This is a genomic window from Bradyrhizobium sp. ORS 285 (assembly GCF_900176205.1).
Classification (GTDB): Bacteria; Pseudomonadota; Alphaproteobacteria; order Rhizobiales; family Xanthobacteraceae; genus Bradyrhizobium.
The window spans coordinates 5,010,967-5,031,735 of the sequence record NZ_LT859959.1 but is presented as its reverse complement, the minus strand read 5'-3'; the positions used below and the strand labels follow the sequence as shown (position 1 = coordinate 5,031,735).

At 67.3% G+C, this 20,769-nt stretch carries 2 protein-coding genes (1 of these 2 only partly in view); both read left to right on the top strand.

Going from position 1 to position 20,769, the window contains the following annotated elements; genetic code table 11:
• Positions 1-4,373, top strand: the 3' portion of a protein-coding gene (locus BRAD285_RS22585) for a non-ribosomal peptide synthetase (protein WP_006610944.1). The gene continues 2,200 nt to the left of window position 1, outside the view; the window shows 4,373 of its 6,573 coding nt (coding positions 2,201-6,573); its start codon lies beyond the left edge, outside the window; the stop codon is at positions 4,371-4,373.
• Positions 4,366-20,769, top strand: a complete 16,404-nt coding sequence (locus BRAD285_RS22580; RefSeq protein WP_006610943.1) for a non-ribosomal peptide synthase/polyketide synthase — start codon at positions 4,366-4,368, stop codon at positions 20,767-20,769. The genes BRAD285_RS22585 and BRAD285_RS22580 overlap by 8 nt, the downstream gene beginning before the upstream one ends.

Genomic DNA, 20,769 nt, shown 5'->3' with positions numbered 1-20,769 from the left:
TGCTCGATTATCTCGCCGACCACCGCATTACCCACGCCACGCTGCCGCCGGCGATGCTGCAGGGCCGCACGGATCTCGCGCGCCTCGCGGCGCTGGAGGTTTTGATCCTCGCTGGCGAGCTGCCGAGGGCCGAGCTCATGGCGGCGTTGCCGCCAAACGTGACGGTGTTCAACGCCTATGGGCCGACGGAATCCACCGTCTGCGCCACTGCCTGGCGCCGTCCTGCGCGCTTCAGCGATGATGTCGTTCCGATCGGACGTCCGATCGCCAATGCCCGCATCTATCTGCTCGACGACGCCGGTCTGCCGGTGCCGCGCGGCGCGGTCGGCGAGATCTGGATCGGCGGGGCAGGGATCGCGCGAGGCTATCTCAACCGGGATGATCTCACGGCGGAGCGCTTCGCGGCCGACCCGTTTGCGCCCGCTGATGATGCGCGCATGTACCGCACCGGCGATCTCGGCCGCTATCGTGCCAATGGCGATATCGAGTTCCTCGGTCGAAACGATCATCAGGTCAAGATCCGCGGCTTCCGCATCGAGCTCGGCGAGATCGAGGCGCGTTTGAGCGCGCTCGCCGGTGTGCGCGACTCCGCGGTGCTGGCGCGCCGCAATGCGCAAGGCGACGCAATGCTCGCGGCCTATGTCGTGCCGAGCGAGGAGGTCGGCGATGCCGCGCAATGGAGCGCCCGATTGCGCGCCGATCTGCAGGCCTGGCTCCCCGACTACATGGTACCATCGGCGATCGTCTGCCTGCCGGCGCTTCCGCTGACGCCGAACGGCAAGGTCGACCGGCGCGCCTTGCCGGCCCCGGATGACGGCGCTCTGCCGCGCCGGATCTACGAGGCGCCCGAGGGCGAGATCGAGGGCGTGCTCGCAGCGATCTGGAGCGAGCTTCTCGGCATCGAGCGCGTCGGGCGCAACGATCATTTCTTCGAGCTCGGCGGCCAGTCGCTTCTGATCGTTCGTCTGCTCGACCGCCTACAGCGTCGCGGCCTCACGACGAATGCGCAGACCGTGTTCGTGAAGCCGATCCTGCGCGAGCTCGCGTCAGGCGTCCGGCGTATCGAGCAGTCCGTCATTTCCGCCAATCTCATCACGGCCCAGACGAAGGCGATCACGCCGGAGATGCTGCCGCTGATCGCGCTCAGCCAGCCCGAGATCGACCGGGTCGTCGATCGGGTGCCCGGCGGCATCGCCAACATCCAGGACATCTACGCCCTGTCGCCACTCCAGGAAGGCATCCTGTTTCATCATATGCTGGCGACGGAGGGCGACCCCTACGTGCTGGTCGCGCAGATGGCGTTTCCCGACCGCGATCTGCTCGACCGCTATCTTGGCGCGGTTCAGCAGGTGATCGACCGCCATGACGTGCTGCGGACATCGGTCGTCTGGGACGGCCTGTCCGTTCCGGCGCAGGTGGTCTGGCGCCGCGCGCGGATCGAGGTCACGGAGGTCGCGCTCGACGGCGACGCGCCGGCGCATCTGCAACTCGCCGCGCTGTTTGATCCGAGATCGATCCGGATCGAGCTGGCCAAGGCGCCGCTGCTGCGCTTCGCCGTCGCGCGTGATCCGGAGCACGATCGTGTGCTGCTGCTTGTCCAGCTGCACCATCTGATCGGTGATCATTCCACCTTGGAGGCCATTCACCGGGAGGTCGAGGCGATCATGTCGGGCCAGGCGCATGTCCTGCCGGCTCCGACCCCGTTCCGCAATCTCGTCGCGCGGACTCGCGATGCCGTGACGCAGGAAGCTGAGCAGCTTTTCTTCCGCGGCATGCTCGCCGATATCGATGCGCCAACTGCGCCGTTCGGGCTCATGGAGGTGCGCAGCGATGGCGACGGCGTTCGCGAAGCGAAGTTGCCGATTGCTTCTGTGCTCGACGGTCGGCTCCGATGCCTGGCGCGACGCATCGGGGTCAGCCTCGCCAGCCTCTGCCACCTCGCCTTCGGACAGGTGCTCGCCCGCAGCAGCGGCCGCGAGCAGGTCGTGTTCGGCACGGTGCTGCTCGGTCGGATGCAGGCCGGCGCCGCGCTCGATCGCAGCCTCGGACTGTTCATCAATACGCTGCCCTTGCGCCTCGATCTCGACGGCACCTCGGTCGCGAGCAGCGTGCGCGCGGCGCATGCCCGGCTGGCCGAGCTGACGACGCATGAGCATGCGTCATTGGCGATGGCGCAGCGCTGCAGCGGCGTCGCGCCGCCGGCGCCGCTGTTCACCGCAATTCTGAACTATCGCCATAGCCGAAGGGAGCAAGACGTCACGGTGGCGCCTGCAAGCCCGCTGCAGGCGATCGAATGGCTGGGGGTCGAGGAGCGCACCAACTATCCGCTGATGCTGGCCGTCGATGACGATGGCGATGGCCTGCGCCTGACGGCCCAGGTGGTCGGACCCGTGCCGCCGGAGCGGATCTGCGCGATGATGCAGCAGGCGCTCGATCGGCTGGCATCGGCGTTGGAGGTCGAGCCTGACATGCCGGTGCGCAGGCTCGATGTCGTTCCGGCAGAGGATCGCGCGCGGCTGCTCCAGGCGTGGAACGCGACGGCGCGGGAGCAGGACACGCGCTGTCTGCATCAACAATTCGAAGCGCAGGCCGCACGCGTGCCTGACGCGATTGCGCTGGTCCACGGTGAGGAGACGATCAGCTATGGCGAGCTGAACGCACGCGCGAACCGGCTGGCGTCTCGTCTCAAGGCACAGGGGATCGGCGCCGACGTCGTGGTCGGCCTCGCGCTGGAACGCAGCGTCACGATGATGGTGGCGCTGCTCGCGGTGCTCAAGGCAGGCGGCGCCTATCTGCCGCTCGACCCGGACTATCCGTCCGAGCGGCTCGCCCACATGCTCAGAGATAGTGGAGCTAAGCTGCTGCTGACGCAGGCGGAGCCGCAGGATCGCTTCGCGCCGGTGCTTGAGGCGACCGGTGCGAAGGCCTGGCTGTTCGATGCCGAAGCTGGGCGGGGTGACAGTGATGCCGGCAATCTCGACGTCGACGTACATCCCGAGAGCTTGGCCTATGTCATCTACACCTCGGGCTCGACCGGTCTGCCCAAGGGTGTGATGGTGCGCCATAGCGCGGTGACGAACTTCCTGGCGACCATGGCCGAGCAGCCGGGCATTAGGCGTGAGGATCGCGTGCTCGGTCTGACCTCGCTGTCGTTCGACATCGCGGTGCTCGAGCTGTGGCTGCCGTTGACGCATGGCGCGCGGATCGTGCTCGCCGATCGCATGGCGGCGCATGATCCGGCGATGCTGAAGGCGATCGTGGCCCGGCATGGCGTGACCATGATCCAGGCGACGCCATCGAGCTGGCGCATGCTGCTCGATCATGATGAGATGAGCACATGGTTGCCGAAGGGCTGCCGTGTGCTGAGCGGCGGCGAAGCGTTGGCGCCGGATCTGGCGCGGCGGCTGACGGCGCTGAGCGGCGAGGTCTGGAACCTGTATGGGCCGACCGAGACCACGGTGTGGTCGGCGCGCCACCGGCTCGATGCGGCGGATCCCTCGCCGGTGATCGGCGGTCCGATCGGCAATACGACGCTGCATGTGCTCGACGCCGATCTCAACCTCGCGCCGGTCGGCGTGGTCGGCGAGCTGTTCATTGGCGGCGAGAGTCTTGCGCGCGGCTATTGGCGGCGCGCGGCGCTGAGCGCGGAGCGGTTCATCCCAGATCCGTTCGGCCCTGCCGGCGCACGGCTTTATCGGACTGGCGACCTCGCGCGCTGGCGGGCCGATGGGGTGCTCGACCATGTCGGCCGCGCCGATCACCAGGTGAAGATCCGCGGCCATCGCATCGAGCTCGGCGAGATCGAGGCGCGGCTGCGCGAACAGCCGGGGGTGCGCGACAGCGTCGTGGTGGCGCAGGAGCTCGGCGGCGGCCGGCAACTGGTCGGCTATGTCAGCGGCGATGATGTCGACAGTGCAGCGCTACGCGCGGCGCTGGCCTCGGTGCTGCCCGACTACATGGTGCCGTCGCGCGTGATGGTGCTGCCGCAACTGCCGCTGACGCCGAACGGCAAGGTCGACCGCAAGGCGCTGCCGCTGGCAGATGCGCGACCGACTGAGACGCAGCGTGTCGCGCCACGCAATCCGACGGAGGCGGCGCTCGCGGCGATCTGGGCCGAGCTGCTGCACCGGGACGATGTCGGCGTCACCGATAATTTCTTCGAGCTCGGCGGCGACTCGCTGGTCGCGGTTCAGCTCGTTGGCCGCATCAAGCGCGATCTCGCGCGCGACCTGCCTTTGAAGCGCCTGTTCGAGCTGACGACCGTCGAGCGAATGGCGTCGGTGCTGGTGGCCGATCCACCTGAGAATTCGCGCAGTGGCGACATCGCCGCCATGTTCGATCTGCTGAAGGAAGTCGAGCTCGCCCATGAATGATCAGTCCGGAGTTCAGAAGCAGCAGCTCAGCGAGATCGCCCGGCGCCTCGCGTCGCTGGAGCCTGCGAAGCAGCAGGCCTTCCTGACGCAGCTGGCCGCGAAGGGCATCGATCTGTCGATCCTGCCGATCGCGCGCCAGCAGCTGCAGCGGGCGCCATTGTCGTTCGCCCAATCCCGACTCTGGTTTCTGTGGCGGATGGATCCGGGCAGCTCGGCCTATAATATGCCGGTCTCGATCCGGCTGCGCGGTCGGCTCGACATCGATGCCCTGCAGCGGGCGCTCGATCGGCTGGTGGTGCGCCATGCTTCGCTCCGCACCGTGTTCCGGCAGGACGGCGGCGAGCCTGAGCAGATCGTCTGTGCGCCGCAGCCGGTCGCGCTGCGCCGGATCATCTTTGGCGGCGAGGATCGCGAGCAGCAGGCCGCGCGGGTGCGGCGAGACGAGGCAGCACAGCCATTCGACCTCGAGTCCGGTCCATTGCTGCGTGCGGCGCTGCTCGAATTGGGCGATCAGGATCACATCCTCACGGTCACGCTGCACCACATCGTGGCCGACGGCTGGTCGCTGCAGGTGCTGACCGACGAGTTCTGGCAGCTGTATCATTGCGAGCTACGAGGCGAGGCGCATGCACTGCCTGCACTCGACGTCGACTACGGCGATTTCGCTGCCTGGCAGCGGCTCTGCATGGGCGCTTCGGAGGGCGAGCGGCAGCTTCGCTATTGGACCAACCGGCTACGCGACACGACGATGCTGCAGCTGCCGCTCGATCGCGCCCGCGCCGCGGAGCCCGATCAATCCGGCGATGTCGTGCGACTCTCGCTCGGCAGTCCCCTGGCTGACCGCCTGCGGGCATTGGCGCAGCGGCACCAGACCACGATCTTCGTCGTTCTGCTCGCAGGCCTGAAGCTGCTGCTGCACCGGTACAGCGGACAGTCCGACATCTGCGTCGGCGTTCCCATCGCCAACCGCGACCGGTCGGAGACGCGGCGGCTGATCGGGCTGCTCGTCAATACACAGGTGTTGCGCACGCAGATCGATACGCAGCGCACGATCGCGGATTTCATTGCCGCGCTGCGCGAGGTCACGATCGAGGCGCAGGAGCATCAGGACCTGCCGTTCGAGCGATTGCTGGACGCTCTGCAGCCACAGCGCAGCCTGAGCCAGAACCCGCTGTTCCAAGTGCTCTACAATCATCAGCGCCGCCGTGATCCGTCGCATGGGCCGGCTGCTGCGGAGCTGCGGATCGAGGCGATCGCGCCGGAGATCGAGACCGTCAAATTCGATCTGGCCCTCGACACCGAGGAGTTGCCATCCGGCGACGTCTCCGCCGTGTTCTCCTTTGCCACCGCGCTGTTCAACCGCTCGACCATTGACCGTCTCGCCTGCGACTGGCGTGCGATCCTCGACACGATGGCCGAGAACTGCATACGTCCGATCGCGACGCTCGATTTGCTCTCGGCACGCCAGCGCGATGACATCAGGCGGTGGAACGAGGGCACGCGCGCCTCAGGGCCGTTCGTGCCGGTGCATAGCATGTTCGCGCGGCATGCCGAGGAGCGACCGGCCGCGCCGGCGCTGGTGTTCGGCACCGAGACGATCAGCTATGAGGCGCTCAATCGGCGCGCCAACGCGATGGCTCGGTATCTGCTGGCGCAGGGTGTTCGTCCTGGAGATGTCGTCGCCATCTCGATGCAACGCTCGCCCGCGCTCGTCGCGGCGTTCACGGCGGTGCTGAAGGCCGGCGCGGCGTATCTCCCGCTCGATCCGGATCACCCGCCGGCGCGGCAGTCCGCGACGGTTCGCGATGGGGGCGCCAAAGTTGTGCTGGTTGCGGCGACTGACGATCAAGGACCGGCGATGCCGGGCGTGAACGTTCTTGACGTCGGCGCGCTGTCCGGCGAGGGCAGCGACATCGATCCAGCGATCGACGTTCATCCGCAGAGTCTCGCCTATGTGATCTACACGTCCGGCTCGACCGGCCTGCCGAAGGGCGTCGCTGTTGCGCACGGACCGTTCGCGGGGCATTGCGCGGCGACGGCCGAGCTCTATGAGATGGACCGGCAGTCGCGCGAGCTGCATTTCCTCTCCTTCACCTTCGATGGCGCGCATGAGCGGCTGTGGACTGCGTTGTGTTGCGGCGCGGCGCTGGTCATGCGGGGCGCCGATCTCTGGTCTGCCGAGCAGACGCTCGAGGTGATGCGTGCGCAGAACGTCACCAATGCCGGCTTTCCGCCCGCCTATCTGCAGCAGCTCGCCGAGTTCGCGGCATGGCGTGGCGATCCGCCGCCGGTGTCGCTGTATTCATTCGGCGGCGAGGCGATGCCGAAATCGGGCTTCGACAAGGTCCGGCAGGCGCTGCGGCCACGCAAGCTGATCAACGGCTACGGCCCGACCGAGACGGTGGTGACGCCGTTGGTCTGGAAGGTCGATGCCGATGCCGACATCGACTGCGCCTACGCGCCGATCGGCCGGCCGGTCGGGCAACGCTCGGCCTACATCCTTGATGGCGATCTCAACGTCGTTCCCGTCGGGGTCACTGCCGAGCTGTATGTCGGCGGCGAGGGGCTCGCGACCGGGTACCGGAATCGTCCGGGTCTCACGGCCGAACGCTTCATTCCCGATCCCCATGGTGAGCCGGGGGCACGGCTGTATCGCACCGGTGACCTGGCGCGCTGGCGCGAGGACGGCGTGATCGACTATGTCGGACGCTCCGACCATCAGCTCAAGATCCGCGGCTTCCGCATCGAGCCCGGCGAGATCGAGGCGCGGCTGATCCAGCAGAGCGGGGTACGCTCGGCCGTGGTCGTGGCGCACGAGCTCGGCGGACGCCAGCAACTGGTCGGCTACGTCTGCGGCGAAGGCGAGCTCGAAGAGGCGAGGCTTCGCGCGGCTCTGCTGGCAGAATTGCCCGACTACATGGTGCCCGCGCGGATCGTGTCGGTGGCGCAGATGCCGGTGACGGCGCATGGCAAGATCGACCGCGATGCCTTGCCGCTCCCCACGGTTCCTGCTGCCGACACGAACTACGTCGCTCCGCAGACCTCGACGGAGTCGACGCTGGCTGCGATCTGGTCCGAGATGCTCGGACAGGCGCGCGTCGGCCTGCACGACAATTTCTTCGAGCTCGGCGGCGACTCCATCATCTCGCTTCAGGTGGTGGGACGTGCCCGCCAACGCGGCCTTTCGATCGAGCCGCGCGATCTGTTCCGGCATCAGACGCTCGAACAACTGGCCCGAGTTGCGCGCAGCGAGCAGGCCCCTGATCTCGCGAAGCAGACGACCGAGCCCGACCAAGGGCCGGTGCCGTTGCTGCCGATCCAGCGTCGCTTCTTTGTCGAGGAAGCCGGCGAGCGCCATCATTGGAATCAGGCCGTGCTGCTGAAGCCGAATGCGCGGCTGGATTGGGCAGCCATGGCCCGGGCCGTCGCTGCCGTCGTGGCGCAGCATGACGCGTTGCGGGTGCGGTTCGCGGAGGCTGACGGTGAGTGGCAGGCGGAGTATGGTGAGGCGCCGTTATCCACCGATCTGCTCTGGACGCGCAGCGTTGCGGATGCGGCGGAGATCACGCGGCTTGCGACGGCCGCACAGGCGAGTCTCTCGCTGCAAGGACCGCTGCTGCGTCTGGTCGGAATGGATATGAAGGATGGCAGCCAACGGCTGCTGATCGTCTTGCACCATCTCGTCGTCGACGGCGTGTCCTGGCGCATTCTGCTCGAGGACCTCGCGTCTGCTTACGGTCAGGCCGCGCAGGGTGTCATGGCGATCGCGCTGCCGCCGAAGAGCGAATCTGTGCGCTCATGGGGCCAGCGTCTCGCAGACTATGCCGCGACCGCGGAGCTCGCTGGCCAGCTCGACTATTGGTCGACGCGCAGTGTCGCAGTCGATCTGCCTTGCGACGACGACCATGGCGATATCGATCGCGTGGCCGATGGCGAGGACGTCGTCATCGCGTTCGACGCGGAGCTGACCGCGAAGCTGCTGAAGGATGCACCTGCGGCCTATCGCACGCAGGTGAATGATCTGCTGCTCGCGGCGTTGGCGAGGGCGGTCGGACGCTGGAGCGGGCTCGACGACATCCTCGTCGAGCTGGAGGGACACGGCCGCGAAGACCTGTTCAATGGTGTCGATCTGTCGCGGACGGTCGGCTGGTTCACGACCGCCTTTCCCGTCTGCCTGTCTGGTTGCGCGAGCGACGATGCAACGCTGATCAAGGCGACCAAGGAGCAGCTCCGCGCCATTCCGGCACGTGGGCTGGGCTATGGCGTTCTGCGCTATTGTGGAAGTCCAGCGCAGCGCGAGGCTTTGGCGAGCGTGGCGGAGCCGCGCATCGTCTTCAACTATCTCGGCCAGTTCGGATCGAGCCTCGGCGCGGAGAGTGCGTTCAGCCTCGCGCCGGAAAGTGCCGGGCCCGCGCGTAGCGCCAGCGCGCCGCTCGGCCGCTGGCTCAGCATCAACGGACAGGTGTTGGATCGGGAGCTGCGGCTGACGTTCAGCTTTGGCCGCAGGCGCTATCGTCGCGCCACGATCGAACGACTGGCGGCCTGCTATTCCCTGGCATTGCGCGAGCTTGTCGCGCATTGCACGAGCGGCGCACACGGCATCACGCCGTCCGATGTTCCGCTGTCCCGGCTCAGCCAGTCCGAGCTCGATCTCCTTGGCGTGTCCCATGACTGGCGCAGGATCGAGGACATCTATCCCTTGTCGCCGATGCAGCAGGGCATGCTGTTCCACGCGCTGCGTGACGCCGAGAGCGGCAGCTATGTCAGCCAGATCGCGGTCGACATCAGCGGGGCTCACGGATCATCGTTGCAGGCCGCCTGGCAGGCGGTCACGGCGCGCCACGCCGTGCTGCGGACGGCCTTCGTCTGGCGCGAATTGTCCGGCGCGCCGCAGCAGGTGGTCTATCGCCAGATCGCGGTGCCCTTCGTTGTGGAAGACTGGCGCGACCGTGTCGCTGGGATGGACGCCGCCGCGCGCGACAGCGCGCTGGCCGCCGCTGCGCATGAGGAGCGTCAGGCCGGCTTCGATCTGTCGCGGCCACCGCTGCAGCGAGTCCGTCTGATCGATCTCGGCGGCGGCGTTCATCGCCTGATCTGGACGCATCATCACATCCTGCTCGACGGCTGGAGCGCGGCGCGGCTGATCGCAGAGATCATGCAGCAGGCCCGGGGTGTTTCGCTCACCGCTGTGCGGGGGCGCTATCGCGACTACATCGCGTGGCTGCTGCGGCAGGACCAGGACGCGTCGAGCGCGTTCTGGTCGCAACTCCTCTCACGCCTCGAAGAGCCGACGCTGCTGGGCGACGCGCTTGGTGCGCCCGAGCCTGCGGCGACCGGTCATGCATCGATCGACCTGGTCATCGATGCCGCGCGGACCGAGCGGCTGCAGGCCTTGGCGCGCCGCGAGCGGGTGACGCTGAACACGGTGCTGCAAGGCGCGTGGGCTCAATTGCTGCGGCGGCTGACCGGTCAGCAGGCCGTCTGCTTTGGCGCGACGATGTCGGGCCGGCCGCCTGAGATCGCCGCCGTGGATGAGATCGTCGGCCTGTTCATCAACACCGTGCCGGTGCTCGACGACACCAGCCCCAAGACGCTGGTCGGCGATTGGCTGCGCAGTCTGCAGGACCGCAATGTCGATCTGCGCGAGCACGGCTGGATGCCGCTCTACGAGATCCAGCGGCTCGCGGGCCGCGCCGGCCGCGCGCTGTTCGACACCATCTTCGTATTCGAGAACTATCCGGTCGACGATGTCCTGCGCGATCACTCGGGCGACGGTCCGCGTGCCAGCCGGGCGGAGCAGATCTCGATCACAAACTACCCGCTGACCATCGCCGTCTTCGTCACGGACGCGAGCATCCGGCTCGGCTTCCGCTATGACCGCAGCCGGTTCGATCGTTCACAGATCGAGTGGCTGCAGGCGGCCCTGGCGTGTCTGCTCGCGCGCATGACCGACGCAAGCACGCGGCCGCTCGCCGATTTGCATGGGTTGGACGACGCCAGTGTGCGGCGCGTCCTTGGCTGGAGCGCGGGGCCAGTCGGACAGGCGCCCCATGACGAGTTCGATGATGTCATCGCGCAGTTCGAGCGGCAGGCTGCCATGGCGCGGGCCGCGATCGCCCTGGTCACCGAGAACGAGCGTATCAGTTATGCCGAGCTGAATCGGCGCGCAAACCGATTGGCGCGGCAACTGCGTGCGCGCGGTGTCGATCTGGATGTTCCGGTCGGGCTCGCCTTCGAGCGCGGTATCGACATGATCGTCGCCGTGCTCGCGGTCCTGAAGGCGGGCGCGGGCTATCTGCCGCTCGATCCGGACTATCCGAGCCAGCGGCTTGCGATGATGCTGCGCGACAGCGGCGCGCGGCTGGTGCTGACGATGTCAGCGTTGCACGACCGCTTCAGCGCCGTGAGCGCCGAGGTCGACGCCGATCTGATCGTGACCGATGCGGCTGATGATGATCGCCCGGCGGAGAGCGACGGCTTCGATCTCTCGATGCCAGTGCATCCCGAAAGTCTCGCTTATGTCATCTATACCTCAGGCTCGACCGGCGTGCCCAAGGGCGTCGGCTGCACCCGTGGCGCGCTGGCGGCGCGCCTCGCATGGATGCAGGCCGAATACCAACTCGCGCCGAGCGAGACCCTGCTGCAGAAGACGCCGTTCAGCTTCGACGTCGCGGTCTGGGAGATGCTGTGGCCGCTCACATCAGGCGCGCGACTGGCGATCGCGCCGCCGGGCGCGCATCGCGAGCCCAGGCGATTGATCGATGCGGTCGTCGCCCATGGCGTCACCACGCTGCACTTCGTGCCGCAGATGCTTGCGCAGTTCATCGCCGAGCCTGATGTTGCGCGTTGCACGAGCTTGACGCGTCTGTTCTCCGGCGGCGAGGCGCTGCCGGTGCAACTGATGGACGAGGTCCGGGCCGTTTTCCCTTCGGTCCGTTTCGACAACCGCTACGGACCGACCGAGACGCTGATCAACGCGACATTCTGGACGTGCGGCCGGCAGAGCGGACGGCGAGTGCCGATCGGCCATCCGATTCCGGGAACCATCCTGCGCATTCTCGATGCCGACCTCAATCTGGTCGACGAGGGGACGACCGGCGAGCTCTATATCGGCGGCGTCGGACTGGCGCGCGGCTATCTCGGGCGCGCGGCGCTGACGGCAGAGCGGTTCATTGCCGATCCGTTCGGTCAACCCGGCGAGCGGCTCTACAGAACCGGTGATCTGGCGCGCTGGCGCAGCGATGGCGCGATCGACTATGTCGGCCGGGTCGATCATCAGGTGAAGGTCCGCGGCTTCCGCATCGAACTCGGCGAGATCGAGGCGTGTCTGTTGCAGCAGCCCGCGGTCAGCGCCGCAGCCGTGGTCGCACGAGCGTTCGGGGCAGGGCACCAGCTCGTCGGCTATGTCAGCGGCAGCGGGGCGCTGGATGGTGCTGCGCTGCGCGAGGCGCTGGCGGCGCGGCTGCCGGACTACATGGTGCCGTCGCGCATCGTCGTGCTCGACCGTCTGCCGCTGATGGTGAACGGCAAGGTCGACCGCGCTGCGCTGCCTGCTCCGGAGCTGGAGACGACGGCCGGGCGGATCGCGCCGCGAACGCCGAACGAAGCCAAGCTCGCTGCGATCTGGGCGGAGCTGCTGCGCGCGCCGGATGTCGGGGTCACCGACAATTTCTTCGAGCTCGGCGGCGACTCCATCATCTCGCTGCAAATGGTCAGCCGCGCCCGTCGCGCCGGTCTCGTGATCGAGCCACGCGATGTCTTCAAGCACCAGACCCTCGAAGCGCTCGCCCGCGAGGCACGCCTCGAGCTGCGGTCGGTGACGCAGGCGGAGCAGGGCCCGATCATCGGAGCGCATCCGCTGCTGCCGATTCAGCTCAGGTTCTTCGAGCAGGAGCTGGAGACGCCCGACCATTGGAACCAGGCCTTGCTGTTGCAGTCGCGTCAGCGACTGAATTGGACCGCGCTGGAACGTGCAGTCGAGGCGGTCGTCGCTCACCATGATGCTTTGAGGTTACGCTTCGAACGGGACGAGAGCGTCTGGCGTGCAGAGCACGATCGGTCCGGGCGCACTGACCTGTTCAGCGCATGCGAAGTCGCCGATGCCGACGCGGTGACGGCGCTCGCCGCGGAGGTCCAAGCGAGTCTCTCGCTGGCGCGGGGTCCTCTGCTCCGCGTCGTCGGGATGGATCTGCCTGGCGAGCAGCGGCTGCTGATCGTTGTTCACCATCTGGTCGTCGACGGCGTGTCCTGGCGCGTGCTGCTGGAGGATCTCGCGGCCTCCTATGAGCAGCTCGTCCGCGCAGACGACGGCGTAGCGCTGCCGCTCAAGACGCATGCCTATGCGCAGTGGGGCGCAGCGCTGCACGCCTATGCCGGATCGGACGAACTGGCGGCCGAGCTTCCGTACTGGACGGCCATCAAGCCGAGAGAAGATCTGCCGTGCGACGACGACCACGCCGGCCGCGATACGGTGGCCGACGCGCATGAGGTCACGTTGGAGATTGAGGCCGGACTGACTACGCCACTGCTGGGACCTGCGCATGCGGCCTACCGCACGCAGGTGAATGATCTCCTGTTGTCGGCGCTGTCGCGGGCGCTGTGGCAATGGTCGGGCTGTGCGGATGTCGTGATCGAGCTCGAAGGCCATGGCCGCGAGGACATCGGGGCCGGACTCGATCTGTCGCGGACGGTCGGATGGTTCACGACAGCGTTTCCCGTCCGGCTCGTGCATGGCGGCCTCGATCCGGCCTCGCTGATCAAGGCGACCAAGGAGACGCTGCGCGGCGTTCCGCATCGCGGTCTCGGCTACGGCCTGCTGCGCTATCTCGGCTCCGATTCGCAGCGCAAAGTGCTGGCAGCCCGTGGCGAGCCGCGCATCGGCTTCAACTATCTCGGGCAGCTGGATGACGGCACCGACGAAGCTGCGCTGTTCACCATGGCGTCCGAGAGCGCGGGCCCGTCGCGCGCTGCGTCGAGTCCATTGCGGCACCATCTCGCAATCAATGCCCGGGTGCAGGGTGGCCGTCTGCAAGTGTCGTTCGGCTTCAGCCGCAAGCGCTACCGCACGGCGACGGTCGACCGCCTCGCGGACGGCTTCAAGGCAGCACTGGAGGAGTTGCTCGATCATTGCGCGGGCGATGTCCGCGGCGTGACGCCATCCGACGTGCCGCTGTCGAAGCTGACGCAGGACGAACTCGATGCGCTCGCGCTCGACTGGCGCGAGGTCGAGGATGTCTATCCGCTGTCGCCGATGCAGCAGGGCATGCTGTTTCATGCGCTGCACGACGACGACACCGGGCTCTATGTCAACCAGCTGACGGCCGACATCAGCGGCCTCGATCCGGAGCGGCTGCGCACGGCCTGGCAGGCGGTCACCGATCGCCATGACGTGCTGCGCACCGGCTTCGTGTGGCGAGAGCTGTCGGGATCGCCGCAGCAGGTCGTCTATCGCCGCGCAGAGATGCGTTTCATCGTTGAGGACTGGCGTGAGCGGGCGGCTGGGATGGCTCCGGCGGCGCTCGACGAGGCGTTGAACGCGGTCGCCCGCCGCGAGCGTGCAGACGGATTCGATCTGTCGCGGCCGCCATTGCAGCGCCTCAGCCTGATCAGGCTCGACGATGACCGTCATTGGCTGATCTGGACGCATCACCACATCCTGATGGACGGTTGGAGCTCGGCCCGGTTCATGGCCGAAGTGATGTTGCTACTGGAGCAGGGCTCGCTGCCGGCGCAGAAGCTGCGCTATCGCGACTACATCGCCTGGCTTCAGACGCGCGACCACGACGCGTCCTCCGCATTCTGGCGCGAGACGTTGGCCGAGCTCGACGAGCCGAGCCTTCTCACATCGGTCGGCCCAGGCATGGTCGGTCACGGCTCTCTGACCATGGCCGTGGACCCTGATCTCAGCGCGAGGCTGCAGCACTTCGCGACCCGTGAGCGCGTGACGCTCAACACGGTCGTCCAGGCGGCGTGGGCCCAGCTGCTGCGGCGGCAAACCGGTCAGGATACGGTGTGCTTCGGCGTGACGGTCTCCGACCGGCCCGCTGGCCTTGCCGGCGCCGAGGAGATGATCGGCCTCTTCATCAACACGCTGCCGGTGATCGATACCCGGCATCCGGAGCAGGGCGTCGGCGCCTGGCTGCGCGATTTGCAGAACCGGAATCTTGCTCTGCGCGAGCACGGCTGGATGCCGCTCGCCGATATCCAGCGGCTGGCCGGCCGGGCTGGGCGCGCGCTGTTCGACAGCATCTTGGTGTTCGAGAACTATCCGGTCGACCAGGCCCTGAAGACGAAGCGTGGCGATCTCAGCGCCAGCCGGACACAGATCCTGGAGACCAGCAACTATCCGCTGTTCATCAGCGTCGGCCTCGACGGCGAGCTGCGGCTCGTGTTCAATTTCCAGCGGCAGTATTTCGACGATGTCCAGATCCACCGGCTGCAGACGGCGTTCGTGCAGCTGCTGGCGGCGGTCATTGGCGATGCGGACCGGAAGGTCGGAAACGTCGTTGCCCATGCCGCCGATGATCTCGCGATGCTCGCGCGCGTCAATGCCACGTTGCAGAGCGCGGCGTTCACCAGTTTCGTTGCTCAATTCGAAACGCAGGTGAAACGTACCCCCGATGCCATCGCATTGGTCCACGGCGATGAGACGATCAGCTATGGCGAGCTGAACGCACGCGCGAACCGGCTGGCGTCTCGTCTCAAGGCACACGGGATCGGCGCCGACGTCGTCGTCGGCCTCGCGCTGGAACGCAGCGTCACGATGATGGTGGCGCTGCTCGCGGTTCTCAAGGCGGGCGGAGCTTATGTGCCGCTCGACCCGGACTATCCGTCCGAGCGGATCGCCCACATGCTCAGAGATAGTGGAGCTAAGCTGCTGCTGACGCAGGCGGAGCTGCAGGATCGCTTCGCGCCGGTGCTTGAGGCGACCGGTGCGAAGGCCTGGCTGTTCGATGCCGAGGCTGGGCAGGGTGACGGCGATGCCGGCAATCTCGATGTCGAGGGACATCCGGAAAGTCTCGCTTATGTCATCTACACCTCTGGCTCGACCGGGCTGCCGAAGGGCGTGATGGTGCGCCATGGCGCGGTGACGAACTTCCTGGCCACGATGGCCGAGCAGCCGGGCCTCACGCGTGAGGATCGCGTGCTCGGTCTGACCTCGCTGTCGTTCGACATCGCCGTCCTGGAGCTGTGGCTGCCGTTGACACATGGCGCGCGGATCGTGCTCGCCGATCGCATAGCGGCGCATGATCCGGCAGTGCTGAAGGCGATCGTGGCCCGGCATGGCGTGACCATGATCCAGGCGACGCCATCGAGCTGGCGCATGCTGCTCGATCATGAGGAGACGGCGAGCTGGTTGCCCGAGCATTGTCGTCTGCTGAGTGGCGGCGAGGCGCTGGCGCCGGATCTGGCGCGGCGGCTGACGGCGCTGAGCGGCGAGGTCTGGAACCTGTATGGGCCGACCGAGACCACGGTGTGGTCGGCGCGTCACCGCCTCGATACGATGGATCCACGGCCTGTCATCGGGGGGCCGATCGGCAACACGACGCTGCATGTGCTCGACGCCGATCTCAACCTCGCGCCGGTCGGCGTGGTCGGCGAGCTGTTCATTGGCGGGGAAGGCCTCGCCCGTGGCTATTGGCGGCGCGCGGCGCTGAGCGCGGAGCGGTTCATCCCAGATCCGTTCGGCCCTGCCGGCGCACGGCTGTATCGGACTGGCGACCTCGCGCGCTGGCGGGCCGATGGGGTGCTCGACCATGTCGGCCGCGCCGATCATCAGGTCAAGATCCGCGGCCATCGCATCGAGCTCGGCGAGATCGAGGCGCGGCTGCGCGAGCAGCCGGGGGTGCGCGACAGCGTCGTGGTGGCGCAGGAGCTTGGCGGCAGCCGGCAGCTGGTCGGCTATGTCAGCGGCGATGATGTCGACAGTGCAGCGCTGCGCGCGGCGCTCGTTTTGGTGCTGCCGGACTACATGGTGCCGTCGCGCGTGATGGTGCTGCCGCAGCTGCCGCTGACGCCGAACGGCAAGGTCGACCGCAAGGCGCTGCCGCTACCCGATACCAGGCCGAGTGAAACGCCGCGTGTCGCGCCGCGCACGCCGACCGAGGTTGCGCTCGCGGCGATCTGGGCCGAGCTGCTGCACCGCGACGATGTCGGCGTCACCGACAATTTCTTCGAGCTCGGCGGCGACTCCATCATCTCGCTGCAAGTGGTCAGCCGCGCGCGGCGTGCCGGCATTCTCTTGGAGCCGAGAGATGTGTTCCGGCACCAGACGATCGAGCTCTTAGCGTCGGTCAGCCGCGAAGCGCGGGAGGATCGGCCAAAGGCGGCCCTGACACGTGGCGCGCTGGCTGGCCTTTCCGATGACGAGCTCGCGCGACTTGGTCTCGATTGGGACCTGATCGAGGACATCTATCCGCTGTCGCCGATGCAGCAGGGCATGCTGTTCCACAGCCTGCGCGACGCCGGCAGCGGCGTCTATGTGAACCAGATCAGCGTCGAGATCCGCGGACTCGATCCCGAGCGCCTGCGCACCGCATGGCAGAACGTTTCTGCGCGGCATCCGATGCTGCGGACGGGCTTCCTCTGGCGCGAGCTGTCCGGCTCGCCACTGCAGGCCGTCTATCACCACGCGTCCCTGCCGTTCGAAATCGATGATTGGTGCGGGCAAGCGATCGACGAAGCCAAGCTGTCGGCGGCCTTGGCCGGCGAGCGCGACGCGGAGTTCGACCTGGCGCGGCCGCCGTTGCAGCGCGTGCGTCTGCTGCGGATCGACGATGATTGCCACCGCTTGATCTGGACCTACCACCACATCCTGATGGATGGCTGGAGCTCGGCGCGCTTCCTCGGTGAAGTCCTGGAGAGCTATGCCGGACGCCAGCTCGCGCCCGCGCCGTCGCATTATCGGGACTACATGGCCTGGCTCGCAGCCCAGGACGCGGGAGAGGCCGAGCGCTTCTGGCGGGGTCAACTGGCCGCCTTCGAGCAGCCGACGCAGTTGGCCGACGCATTCGGTGCCCGCCGCAACGACGCGCATGGCCACAGTCGGTGCTACGTCAGGCTCGAGGAAAGTGCGACCGCAGCCTTGAAGGCGTTTGCCCGCCGCGAGCGCGTGACTCTCAATACCCTGATCCAGGGCGTCTGGGCGTTGCTGCTACAACGCTACACCGGCCAGAGCACCGTGACGTTCGGCGTCACCGTCGCCGGCCGGCCTGCGAGCCTGGATGGGGCCGAGCAGATGATCGGCCTGTTCATCAACACGCTGCCGATGATCGAGACGCCGCCGTCCGCCGCCACGATCGGCGACTGGCTGCGCGCGATGCAGACCCGCAACGCCGCGATCCGCAATCATGAGCAGACGCCGCTCTATGACATCCAGGGCTGGGCCGGCCGGGCCGGCGAGGCGATGTTCGACAGCATCATCGTGTTCGAGAACTATCCCGTCGATCGTGGCCTCGTCGGCGACGGCTCGCTGAGCTTTTCAGGCCTGCGCCATGTCGATGTCACCAACTACCCGATGGACCTGTCCGTCATGGTCGAGGACACGCTGCAGGTCGAATTCACCTACATGCCGAGCCACTTCACGCCCGACCAGGCGGAGCGGATCCGGGCGCAGTTCGAGCATCTGCTCGCGGCTCTGACGCGCGACGCCGCGACGGTGGTCGGCGCGATCGATGCTGCAACCAGCCAGGACGTGGCGCGTGCGCAGACCTGTAACTCTCATGCAGTGTCCGCCGTATCGGTTCCGCTCGTGCATGAGGCAATCAGCCAGCATGCAGTGATCGATCCTGAGCGGATCGCGCTGACGATTGGCGCGAGTAGCCTGTCCTATGGGGCGCTCGAGCGCCGCGCCAATCGGCTGGCGCATCACTTGATCAGCCTCGGACTGACGCCGGATCAGCGCGTCGGCGTGGTGGTCGAGCGCACCGAGGCGACGATGCTTGCGCTGCTCGCCGTGCTCAAGGCGGGCGGCGCCTATGTGCCGCTCGATCCCGAGCTGCCGCCCGAGCGTATCGCCTATGTGCTGCAGGACAGCGGCGCCGCGTTGCTGCTGAGCGGGGCGCGTGACGTGGCTGCGCCGGATGCCGTGGCGCGCATCGATCTTGCGGGATTTGACTTCGAGACGGGGCCGGATCATCCGCCGCAGCCGGGCCTGCATCCGGAGAATCTCGCTTACGTGATCTACACCTCCGGCTCGACCGGACGGCCGAAGGGCGTTGCAGTCGCGCATGGGCCTCTGGCGATGCACTGCCATGCCACCGCTGCGCTCTACGAGCTCGACACGCAATCCTGCGAGCTGCACTTCCTGTCGCTCGCTTTCGATGGGGCGCACGAGCGCTGGTTGACGGTGCTGTCGCAAGGGGCACGGCTCGTCATGCGCGATGCGGAGTTGTGGACGCCTGAGCAGACCGTCGAGGCCGCGCGCGCGCATGGCGTCACCCATCTCGGTCTGCCGCCGGCCTATCTGCAGCAGGTCGCCGATTGGGTCGAGCAGACCGGCCATCCGCCGCCGGTGAAGCTGTATTCGTTCGGCGGCGAGGCGATGCCGAAGGCGGGCTTCGACAAGGTGAAGCGGACGCTCAAGCCGCAGATCCTGATCAACGGCTATGGGCCGACCGAGACGGTCGTCACGCCATTGGTCTGGAAAGTCGACGGCGATGCCGACTGTGACAAGGCCTATGCGCCGATCGGCGTCCCCGTCGGTAATCGCTCAGCCTACATCCTCGATGGCCAGCTCAATCTGGTGCCCGCCGGCGCAGCGGGAGAGCTTTATATCGGCGGCGTCGGTCTGGCGCGCGGCTATCACGCCAGGGCTGGGCTGACGGGTGAGCGTTTCGTGCCGGATCCATTCTCGTCCGCTCCGGGCGCTCGCCTGTATCGCACCGGCGATCTCGCGCGTTGGGAAGCGGACGGCGTCATCGAATATCTCGGGCGCAGCGATGACCAGGTGAAGGTCAGCGGCTTTCGCATCGAGCTCGGCGAGATCCAGTCGGCGCTGCTCTCCGAACAGGCGGTGGCGCAGGCCGCGGTGCTCGCCGTGCCAGGAGCCGGAGGCAACCAGCTCATCGCCTATGTGGCGCCGAAGGATGCGCGCAATGCCGCTGGCTCTGCGGCCGAGCGGCTGTCTGCGAGTCTTGCGGCCTCGCTGCGCCGGAGCCTGCCGGCCTACATGGTGCCGGCCCGGATCGTCCTGCTCGAGCGGCTGCCGACGCTGTCGAGCGGCAAGGTCGATCGCAAGGCGCTGCCGGCGCCGGAGGCTGCGGGGGCCCGCAGCTTCGTCGCGCCCGAAAGTCCCGCCGAGATCGCGATGGCCCGGCTGTGGGGGGATGTTCTCGGCATTCCCCAGGTCGGCGTCACCGACAACTTCTTCGAGCTCGGCGGCAATTCGATCCTGAGCCTGAAGGTGATCGCACGGCTTCGTCGCGAGCCGATCCTCGGCACCGAGATCAAGCTCCGCGATCTCCTGCAGAAGCCCACGATCCGGGCGCTGCTCGGCACCGCCGCGAGCCCGGCGGCGCGGCCATCGGCGCTGCTGCCGCTGAATGCGCCGGTCGCGGCGGGCACGGAGCCTGTCTTCTGCTTCCATGGCGGCTTCGGCACGGTGTTCGACTACGCGCCGCTGGCGCGCCGCATGGAGGGCCACCGCCAGCTGATCGGGCTGCAATGCCGGAGCTTGATCGATCCGTCGTTTGTCGATGGATCGTTGACCGCCATGGCCGCGGACTACGTCGAGGAGATCCTGAAGACGCAGGACCATGGCCCGTATCATCTGATCGGCTGGTCGCTCGGCGGACTGATCGCATCTTTGGTCGCGGCAGAACTGGAGCGCCGCGGCTATGAGGTTGCGAGCCTCGGGCTGATCGACAGCTTCGTTCCAGATCCGCAGCGCCGAGCGGAGAGACAGGCAACGCAGCACTGGACCGATGATCTGCTCGGATTGCTGTCCGTGGCAGCGCCCGGCGTGGAATGGGCCACGATCAGATCGCAGGCCGCCGTGCTGCGCGATACTGGTGAGCCCGATACGGACGCGGCAATTAGAAGCCTGATCGCGAGCGTGATCGGAACGACGCCAGTGCAATCGCGCGATCGTCTGCTCGGCGCGGATGAGATCGTCAGTGCATTCAACGTTGGCCGGCAGCTCGCGCGGCTGGCCTACGCGGCGGACTGGCCTGCGGATCTCGCCGCCGAACCTGCCTGCTGGTGGACATCCGGACGTCTGGCGCAGCGCGCTTCGCTGGAGGCGCGGCTGACGGCGGCGGTGGATCTCGGCGTCATCGGCGACGACCACTTCTCGATCCTGGCCGACGACGCCTTCCTGTCGTCGATCTCGTCATGGCTGGAGCCGAACGGCACGGCGCAAGCCGTACCAGCTCTGCAATCCGAACCGGCAGAATGA

Bases quoted from the DNA above. Each gene is read 5' to 3' on its own strand.
- BRAD285_RS22580 (WP_006610943.1), top strand. From the start codon at position 4,366: ATGAATGATCAGTCCGGAGTTCAGAAGCAGCAGCTCAGCGAGATCGCC.